This is a genomic window from Chloroflexota bacterium (assembly GCA_018648225.1).
GTDB lineage: Bacteria > Chloroflexota > Anaerolineae > Anaerolineales > UBA11858 > NIOZ-UU35.
This window is the reverse complement of sequence record JABGRQ010000067.1, coordinates 24,562-33,624: the sequence shown is the minus strand read 5'-3', so window position 1 is coordinate 33,624 and position 9,063 is coordinate 24,562. Positions and strand designations below refer to the sequence as shown.

Below are 9,063 nucleotides of genomic sequence, written 5' to 3'. Positions count from 1 at the left end.
TTGCAACACAACCGTCAGGCCAAACTTGAAACCTAAAAGTATTTCTTGCATCTAAAGGTTGGAGTTTGCGCAATTCGATCACAAATGCGTAAGTCCTAAGCCATTATTCAAGCTTATCTCCACTGCAGACAGAGCAGTTGTCATCTAAATAAGCATCATAAATTTTAAGGAGAATTTCGGTATGTCGTATTCTACGATCAATGTCCCCGCTGAGGGCAAAAAAATTAGCATTCAAAATGGAGAATTACAGGTTCCAGATCAGCCCATTATGCCCTTTATCGAGGGCGATGGCACCGGACGCGATATCTGGCGCGCCTCCGTGCGTGTGTTTGATGCCGCGGTTAAAAAAGCCTATGGCGGGAAGCGCAAAATTCATTGGATGGAAGTATACGCCGGTGAGAAAGCCTTTGAGAATTTCGGTTCCTGGCTGCCCGATGAAACCATTGAAGCATTTACAGAATTTCTGGTCGGGATTAAAGGCCCGCTGACCACACCCATCGGCGGCGGTATCCGCTCGCTGAATGTAGCTTTACGCAAAGCCCTGGATTTATATGTCTGCCTGCGCCCGGTGCAATACCTGGAAGGTGTGCCTTCACCAGTGAAACGCCCCCAAGATGTAGATATGGTCATCTTCCGCGAGAACACCGAAGATATTTACACCGGCGCGGAGTTTGAATATGGCACCGAAGAAAATGCGGCTTTCATCACCGCACTCAAAGAACAATTCCCTGAGCAATACGCCAAGTTCCGCTTCCCGGATACGGCTGGCATCAGCATCAAGCCGGTCTCTGTGGAAGGCACCGAACGCCTGGTGCGCGCCGCCATCCGTTGGGCGCTGGATAATGGACGTAAAGGTGTCAGCCTGGTACACAAGGGCAACATCATGAAGTTCACCGAAGGCGCCTTCCGTAACTGGGGCTACGAACTCGCCACGCGTGAATTCCGTGATGAAATTGTCACCGAGCGCGAAACCTGGATTTTAGGTAACAAGGAAGCCAATCCAGATTTGACCGTGGAAAAAAACGCCCGCATGATTGACCCCGGCTTCGAGATGATGGCCCCTGACAAGCAACAAGAAATTCTGGATGAGGTAGAGGCCGCGCTTGAATTGTGGGATACCCACGGCAACGGGCAGTGGAAGAGTAAATTGCGCATCAAAGATACGATTGCCGATATTGTCTTCCAGCAGACGATCACGCGCGCCAAAGAATTTGATGTGCTTGCCACGATGAACCTGAACGGCGATTATCTCTCCGACGCGCTGGCCGCGCAGATCGGCGGCATGGGCATTGCCCCCGGGGCCAATATCAACTACGAGACCGGCGCGGCCATCTTCGAGGCCACGCACGGTACGGCTCCCAAATACGCCGATAAAGATCAGGTCAACCCTGGCTCGGTGATTCTCTCTGGTGAAATGATGTTCCGATATATGGGCTGGCACGAAGCCGCCGATCTCATCATCAAGGGTATGCGTGAAGCTGTCAAAGCCAAAACCGTGACGTATGATTTCCACCGTTTGATGGAAGGCGCGACCAAATTGAAATGCTCCGAATTCGGTGATGCCATCATCGAGCACATGGATGACTAAGAAGTACGGAAGATGGGAGATAGAAGACGGAGTAATATTTTGCTCCGTCTTCTATCTCCCATCCCCTGTTATATTTTTAGAACTTCGGTACTAGCTTTTTTTGCCATTTCGCTGCTTTTGGGGTATGATTAACGTCGCAATTCACCCTGTCGTCCTGGTATATCAACAATACGGGGTTAATCCCGAATACGCTTTCAAACTTGATTTTCTCAGATCAACCCAATGAGCATACCCGATCTCCTTTCAAACATCAATCCAGCATACCTGGCGGGCATCGTGAGCCTGGCTGCTTTTCTGCTCGGTGGCGGTGTAGTTAATTTCATCTGGTCGCAACGCAATCGAGCGCGTTCGTCCAGTAGCAAGGGCAAACAGCGCGAAGAAGCCCGCAGGCGCCAGACTATCGCCAAAGTAAAAGCCCAACAACTGGATGCCAACCGCATGCGCGAGGTCTACCAGCTACTCAGCAACCTCACCTCAACGCTCAATTACCAGCGCGTACTCGAAGCCGCGCTGGATATGGGACTGAAAGCGCTGGCGACCAGCAATATCCCAGAAGACCGTCTCGTCGGCTCCGTACTTTTATTCTCTAGCGGGAATGATGGAGATCCCGATCTTTATTTTGGCGCATCACGCCGGCTAACCCCTGCCGATCTAAAACAAACTTTTCCTGCGCAACGCGGTATTCTCAAGGAAGTCGTGGATGAGGGTGGGGCAATTTTTGCCCAAAACCCGTCCCAAGACCCCGAATTGGGACGCATCATGGCTTTGCAGGGTTGCGCTTCGCTCTACTGTATTCCATTGCGCCAGGGGATAGATACGTACGGAGTCATGTTCTTTGCTCACCCCCAGGCCGATTTTTTCCATCCCACGCATCGTGAAGTCCTCAATATCATCGCCAAACAAGCTGTGATCTCGATACAAAACGCGCGTCTATATCAGGACTTATCCTTGGAAAAAGAGCGCATGACAGAAATTCAGGAAGAAGGGCGCAAAAAACTCGCCCGCGATTTGCACGATGGGCCAACCCAATCGATTGCAGCCATTGCCATGCGCGTCAACTTCGCACGCCGTCTGATGGAACGCGACCAGGGCGCTGCAGCCGATGAACTCTTCAAAATTGAAGACCTGGCCCGGCGCACCACCAAAGAGATCCGCCACATGCTCTTTACCCTGCGCCCGCTGGTGCTTGAAACACAAGGCCTGAGCGCAGCCGTCGACGCTATGGCCGAGAAAATGTACGAAAGCTACAAACAAACCGTCATTCCCAAACTTGACCCTGAAATCGTCGACCAGTTTGAGATGGACAAACAGGGCATCATCTTCTACATTATTGAAGAAGCAGTCAACAACGCCCGCAAACACGCCGAAGCAGAGCATATCTACGTGCGCCTGCGCCCAATTCAGGAAGACCTGGCGCTGCTTGAAATTCAGGACGATGGTCAGGGCTTTGATGTCAAGTCGGTGACAGCTTCTTACGAGCATCGCGGCAGCCTGGGGATGCTCAACCTGCGCGAGCGCACCGAACTGGTGAACGGCGTCATCAATATCGACTCAACCCCCGGGGTTGGCACCCAAATACAGGTGGCGATTCCGCTCACTGAAGAAGCTGTAGACCGCATCCGCCATAGTGTCTGAGACCCCTGCCCGTTCACCGTTATGGCTGCGTTTCGCAGCGATCGGAGCGGGGATCGTAACTCTGTTCTGGCTACCCATTGAAGATACCCAAATCAATATCGTCACTCTTCTGGCGCTATTCATCGCCGCGTTTGGTGCAGCCCACACCGCATACAAGCGCCGTGCGCCAAAATTCCACGGGGTGCCACGCGCCGCTCTGATCGGCCTGCTCGCCGGGGCCAGCGCCACCCTCATTGCGCTGCTGCTCATCGCCCTAAAAACCGGCCTCCATAGCCACGGCGCCCCCGATTTCACGCTCACCCAAATTACCACGCTCATCCAACGCACGCCCTATTTCGCCATCGGTGGGTTGCTGGTCGCCCTCGGCTGCGCCGTATGGATGTATAATCGCGACAATCGCTAAAGGAAAGCTTATGCCTATAAATGCCAGCATCTATGCTTTTGAACACGCAACTCGCACCATTGGAAGCCCCAGTGTAATTCTCATTCATGGCGCTGGCGGTACCCATCTGCACTGGCCGCCGCAAATTCGCCGATTGCCCAATGCTCATGTACACGCCATCGACTTGCCCGGTCACGGCAAATCCGAAGGCCGCGGGCGGCAAAACATCGCCGCTTATTGTGAGAGCGTGCTGGCATGGCTGGACGCACAAAAAATCCACCAGGCCGTTTTTGTGGGACACTCTATGGGGGGAGCAATCGCCCTAACAATGGGGCTTCACCACCCCGAGCGAGTCCTGGCCCTCGGGCTGGTGGGAACGGGCGCGCGGCTGCGGGTTGATCCCGTTCTAATAGAGAATGCCAGCCGCCCCGAGACCTTCCCCTCCGTCATCGCGGCCATGACCGAAAGAGCTTTCGGCCCAAAGACGCCAGAGCGGCTCAAAAAACTGGGCGCCAAACGCATGGCCGAGACACGCCCGGTAGTGCTGCACAGCGACTTCCTCGCCTGCAACACCTTCGACATTATGGATTCCCTGAATCAAATTCAGACGCCCTGTTTGGTACTCTGCGGCGAAAACGACCAACTCACCCCGCCCCGCCGCGCCCAATACCTGAGCGATCAACTCCCCCACGCCGAACTTCAAATCTTTCCACAGGCCGGGCACATGCTTCAAATTGAAGAACCTGCGGCCGTTGCCCAAGCATTAAGCGATTTTTTAGAAAAAATTCCCCACTAAGCGCGGTACAATAAGATTTCACAAAAGCAAAAAACCGAAAAATAGGGGTGTAGGGTGATATTCGCCCTACACCCCTATTTTTCGGAAATTTTTACGGCGCGGCGAAAGCCTGATAATATTCGTTGGAGGCTCTCTTGAGTAAGTATCTGAAAGATTATGCGTGGCTGGCTTTACTGGTTGGTATCGTTGTCAGCCTCGACCAATGGACCAAAGCCCTGGTGCGTAACAATTTGCAATTAAGCTATACTTGGGTACCCTGGGATTGGCTGGCGCCTTATGCGCGGATCGTCAACTGGAAAAATACCGGCGCGGCCTTTGGTTTGGGGCAAAGCCTGAACCCGAACACCCCGCTGATGATTCTGGCGGTCATCGTCATCGTGATGATCCTGTACTACTATCCACAAATTCCGCACACAGATTGGCCGCTGCGTTTGGCATTGGGATTGCAGATTTCTGGCGCGCTTGGCAATCTGATTGATCGTATCGCCCGCGGCTATGTGACCGATTTTATCTCTGTAGGCTCTTTCCCGGTTTTCAATGTCGCCGATTCAAGCATCTCAATTGGTGTCGCTGTACTCATCATCGGGATGTGGATGCAAGAACGCAAAACAAAAGCCGCCGAACAAGATTCTGAGCAACCCGCTGAGGGAATAGAAAATCCCCTTGAGGATGGACAGCTATCTTAACGAGACCTCCGAGATTTTTGCCAAAATCGGTATTGGCACATCAATCTATTCTCGCGAACGAACGTTATAGTAAATCGAGATTGGAAAATCTCGGAGGTTTGAAGCATGACCAGCTCACTACACTATATTTTTAAAGAAACTTCGCCAGAACGCCTCGATAAATTTCTCGTCACGCGCATCCCGGAACTATCCCGCGCCCGCATCCAGGCGCTCATCACCGCCGGGCATATCACCGTCAATGATGACATTCCCCACAAATCGGGGTTTGCGTTAGCTACCGGTGACCAAATCGAAGTCCACATTCCTCCGGCAGCGCCCAGCCAACTCATCCCCGAAGCCATTCCGCTGGATATTCTCTTTGAAAATGACGATGTCCTCGTCATCAACAAACCCGCCGGGATGGTGGTACACCCCGCCGCGGGACACGCCAGCGGTACGCTGATCCACGCCGCTTTGGCGCACGCTCCCGAAATTGAAGGTGTAGGCGGCGAAAAACGCCCGGGGTTGGTGCATCGCCTGGATAAAAACACCTCCGGCGCGATTATTATGGCGAAAAATGACCGAGCCCAGCACTGGTTGAGCCAGCAATTTCAAGATCGACAGGTGGGTAAAAGCTATTTGGCGCTGGTAGACGGCCAACCGCCCACCCCCACCGGACGCGTGGAAGCCCCCATCGGGCGCGACCCTTCCCAGCGTCAACGCATGGCAGTTACCACCGCGAACAGGGGACGCGAAGCCATCAGCGAATTCTTCACGCTGGAGAATTTCGACAAACACACCCTGCTCGAAGTTCACATCCATACCGGGCGCACGCACCAAATTCGCCTGCATCTGGCCTTTCTTGAATGCCCGGTCGTTGGCGATACCGTTTATGGCCGCAATACCCCCAGCCTGCCGCTGCAACGTCAATTCTTGCACGCCCAACGGCTTTCCATTGTCATCCCTGGCGAGGCCAAAGCGCACACGTTTGAAGCGCCATTGCCCGATGATTTAACGCAAATTTTAGAACAATTAAAGGCCGATTGAAAATTACAGGTTGAAGGTTGAAAGTTACATCGCTAACCCACAACCTGTAACATTCAACCAGCAACCTTCAACGCTCATACTGGAGTATCATCATGAAAATCATCGATCTGCGTTCCGACACCGTCAGCCAGCCCACCCCGGCCATGCGCGAAGCTATGGCAAAAGCCCCGCTGGGCGATGATGTCTACGGCGAAGACCCCACCATCAACCAACTGCAAGCGAAGGCTGCCGCCATGCTGGGCAAAGAGGCCGGTTTATTCATCCCATCGGGAACAATGGGCAACCTGGCCGCAGTTTTGGCGCATTGCGGACGCGGCGACGAAGTCATCATGGGCGATCAGGCGCACACCTTTCGCTACGAAGCCGGGGGTATCTCGGCGCTCGGTGGGGTTCATCCGCACACGCTGCCGAACCAACCCGATGGTACGTTGCTGCTGGAAAATATTGAAGCTGCCATCCGCCCCGATGATGTTCATCATCCGATTACGCGTTTGATTGCGCTGGAAAATACGCATAACCGCTGCGGAGGCGCGGCCCTGAGTGTGGATTACACTCAAAAGGTGGGCGAACTGGCTCACGCCCGCGGGTTGATCCTGCACCTGGATGGGGCGCGCATCTTCAACGCGGCCGCGGCCCTGGGCGTGGATGCCGCCGAACTCACCGCCCCGGTCGATTCGGTTACATTTTGCCTGAGCAAAGGCTTGTGTGCGCCGGTTGGCTCGGTATTATGTGGCAGCCACGATTTCATCCGCCGGGCACATCGCATTCGCAAGCAACTGGGCGGAGGGATGCGTCAGGCCGGAATACTGGCCGCCGCCGGGATCGTGGGCCTCGAAGAAGTAGTGCCGCGTCTGAAAGAAGATCATCTACGGGCGGCAAAACTGGCCCAGGGGTTGGCCGCCCTCCCCGGGCTGAGTGTAGATACCACCCAGCCGCCCTCGAATATGGTCTATCTGAGTCTGGCCGATACCATCCCCGTGGATGCTACTGAAATCGTCGCCCGGCTCAAAGAACAACAGGTGCTGGTTGGAAAAACCGGGAAACGCCGTTTCCGTTTGGTCACCCACTACTGGGTAGACGATCAGGCTGTCCAAAATGCGGTGGGAGCCTTCGCAGAAGTACTCAGGGTCTATTCGTGATATAATTCCCGCGCAGTATCCTTAATGAAATCATGCAGGGTGGTGGATTTTACTGCCACCCTGTTACTGTCTAATCTTTTCCCACTGATTGGCAGGTAGCCACAGATCAACGCAGATGCACACGGCTCATAAGCCAAAATCTGTAGCAGTTTTTTTCGAAGACGAAACAAAATCCCCCGTTCAAAGCCATGCTATACCAGGAGCTATCTATGGAGCCCTTTGTCACCCTTGCCGAAATTGATGCCACTGCGCAGGCCGTGCGCGAGAAAATCACTACCCAACCCAAAATCGGGCTGATCCTCGGTTCGGGGCTTGGGCCGCTTGCCGATACGGTTGAAAATCCCGAAATTGTCTCTTATGATGACATCCCCAACTGGCCGGTTTCTACTGTGATTGGTCATTCAGGCCGTCTGGTGGTAGGCCAACTCGAAGGGCAAGATGTGCTCGTTATGCAGGGGCGCACGCACTACTATGAAGGCTACAGCATTGATCGCGTCACATTGCCGATCCGTGTGATGCAGCGTCTGGGCATCGAAATGCTTGTCGTGACCAACGCCGCCGGAGCCGTGAACCCCAATTTTGAACCTGGCGATTTAATGTTGATTACCGATCATCTGAATTTGCTGGGGATGGCGGGCGTGAATCCGCTGCGCGGCCCCAACCTGGACGAATTTGGCCCGCGCTTCCCCGATATGAGCCGCGCCTACGATGCAGGCCTGATCGAGTTGGCGCGCAATTCGGCGCAAAAAGCCGCCATCAAGCTGCACGAGGGCGTCTATGTCGGTCTGGCCGGGCCATCTTTTGAAACCCCTGCCGATTTGCGCTTCCTGCGGGCAATGGGCGTGGATGCGGTTGGCATGTCTACCGTACCTGAGGTAACAATTGCCCGCCACGGCAATCTGCGCGTGATGGGTGTTTCGGGCATCAGCAACAAGGCCAATCTCGATGGCAGCACGATCACCACCCATGAAGAAGTACTCGAAGCCGGGCAGGTGATGGTTCCGAAACTGGTTAGCTTGCTGCGCGGCGTATTACAGACCCTTGCATAAGCACGAAAAATAAACGTATATCGGGACTTTGCCCGATATACGTTTATTTTTTGGAATCCTTCTATGGCCGAAGCGCTGCAATTTTTCTACAATAACCAGGTCTTTGTTTACCTGATCTTGGGCATACTGGCCGTCTGGCAGTTGCGCAAGTTCACATTGGCGTGGGATAGTCTGCGCAGCGCGGCATTTGGGTTGGAACAAGAAAGCGCCCGCGGGCGCGTAAACCTGGCCGCCAGTATGCTGGTGTTGATTTTCTTGCTCGGTGTATCCGAGTTCAGTCTGGTGTATTTTGTTTTGCCGGGTATCCCCGAGGCGTCACCGCTACTCACCCCAACGATAGATTTATTGGCCACGCCTACCACCACGCTGGAATCTTCCCCCGCAGAAGCAGAAGCAGCCCCCCCCACGCCCGTTCCCTTACTCGCTGCCAATTTAGAGGATAATCTCTGCATCCCCGCCCAGCTCGAAATCACTTCCCCTGAAGCTGGTGAAACCATCCAGGGAGTGGTTGAAATCTATGGTTCTGCTGACATTCCCAATTTTGGATTTTATAAATTTGAAATGGCGGATGTCAACACGCTAGCCTGGCTGACCATTCAGGCCGGAGATACAGCCGCCAGAGAAAACCTACTGGGTTATTGGGATACTTCGCGCTTGGCAACAGGCGATTATTTGCTGCGCCTGATCGTGACGGATAACCAGGGCATAGCATCCACGCCATGCGCCATCCAGGTACGCGTGGAAACCCCCAGCGAGTGAACC

At 54.0% G+C, this 9,063-nt stretch carries 9 protein-coding genes; all 9 read left to right on the top strand.

The window, feature by feature from the left end:
• Positions 1-181 precede the first annotated feature (181 nt).
• The 9 genes from icd to HN413_04965 all read left to right on the top strand — a co-directional run bounded on the left by icd (position 182) and on the right by HN413_04965 (position 9,060).
• Positions 182-1,588 carry an NADP-dependent isocitrate dehydrogenase gene (gene icd / locus HN413_05005; protein MBT3389750.1) on the top strand — a complete coding sequence of 469 codons (1,407 nt, stop codon included), beginning with the start codon at positions 182-184 and terminating at the stop codon, positions 1,586-1,588.
• 222 nt (positions 1,589-1,810) lie between these two features.
• On the top strand, positions 1,811-3,223 hold the full coding sequence (locus HN413_05000) for a GAF domain-containing sensor histidine kinase (GenBank protein ID MBT3389749.1): 1,413 nt from the start codon (positions 1,811-1,813) through the stop codon (positions 3,221-3,223).
• Positions 3,216-3,626: a hypothetical protein gene (locus HN413_04995; GenBank protein ID MBT3389748.1), complete on the top strand. Its 411-nt coding sequence runs from the start codon at positions 3,216-3,218 to the stop codon at positions 3,624-3,626. Before HN413_05000 ends, HN413_04995 begins: the two co-directional genes overlap by 8 nt.
• Positions 3,627-3,636: 10 nt before the next feature.
• Positions 3,637-4,401: an alpha/beta hydrolase gene (locus tag HN413_04990; protein ID MBT3389747.1), complete on the top strand. Its 765-nt coding sequence runs from the start codon at positions 3,637-3,639 to the stop codon at positions 4,399-4,401.
• Between the two features lie 134 nt (positions 4,402-4,535).
• Complete coding sequence (gene lspA, locus HN413_04985) at positions 4,536-5,087, top strand: signal peptidase II (GenBank protein ID MBT3389746.1); 552 nt, start codon at positions 4,536-4,538, stop codon at positions 5,085-5,087.
• 105 nt (positions 5,088-5,192) lie between these two features.
• Positions 5,193-6,113, top strand: a complete 921-nt coding sequence (locus HN413_04980; GenBank protein MBT3389745.1) for an RluA family pseudouridine synthase — start codon at positions 5,193-5,195, stop codon at positions 6,111-6,113.
• A gap of 92 nt (positions 6,114-6,205) precedes the next feature.
• Positions 6,206-7,252 carry a low-specificity L-threonine aldolase gene (gene ltaE, locus HN413_04975; protein ID MBT3389744.1) on the top strand — a complete coding sequence of 349 codons (1,047 nt, stop codon included), beginning with the start codon at positions 6,206-6,208 and terminating at the stop codon, positions 7,250-7,252.
• Between the two features lie 209 nt (positions 7,253-7,461).
• A complete protein-coding gene (locus HN413_04970; protein MBT3389743.1) occupies positions 7,462-8,301 on the top strand; it encodes a purine-nucleoside phosphorylase in 840 nt (279 codons plus the stop codon).
• Between the two features lie 63 nt (positions 8,302-8,364).
• On the top strand, positions 8,365-9,060 hold the full coding sequence (locus tag HN413_04965) for a hypothetical protein (GenBank protein MBT3389742.1): 696 nt from the start codon (positions 8,365-8,367) through the stop codon (positions 9,058-9,060).
• Positions 9,061-9,063 lie beyond the last annotated feature (3 nt).

What these genes read in the sequence shown, in the direction of transcription:
- ltaE (MBT3389744.1), top strand. Translation starts at nt 6,206, where the DNA reads ATGAAAATCATCGATCTGCGTTCCGACACCGTCAGCCAGCCCACCCCG.
- HN413_04990 (MBT3389747.1), top strand. Translation starts at nt 3,637, where the DNA reads ATGCCTATAAATGCCAGCATCTATGCTTTTGAACACGCAACTCGCACC.
- HN413_05000 (MBT3389749.1), top strand. Translation starts at nt 1,811, where the DNA reads ATGAGCATACCCGATCTCCTTTCAAACATCAATCCAGCATACCTGGCG.
- HN413_04965 (MBT3389742.1), top strand. Translation starts at nt 8,365, where the DNA reads ATGGCCGAAGCGCTGCAATTTTTCTACAATAACCAGGTCTTTGTTTAC.
- icd (MBT3389750.1), top strand. Translation starts at nt 182, where the DNA reads ATGTCGTATTCTACGATCAATGTCCCCGCTGAGGGCAAAAAAATTAGC.
- HN413_04970 (MBT3389743.1), top strand. Translation starts at nt 7,462, where the DNA reads ATGGAGCCCTTTGTCACCCTTGCCGAAATTGATGCCACTGCGCAGGCC.
- HN413_04980 (MBT3389745.1), top strand. Translation starts at nt 5,193, where the DNA reads ATGACCAGCTCACTACACTATATTTTTAAAGAAACTTCGCCAGAACGC.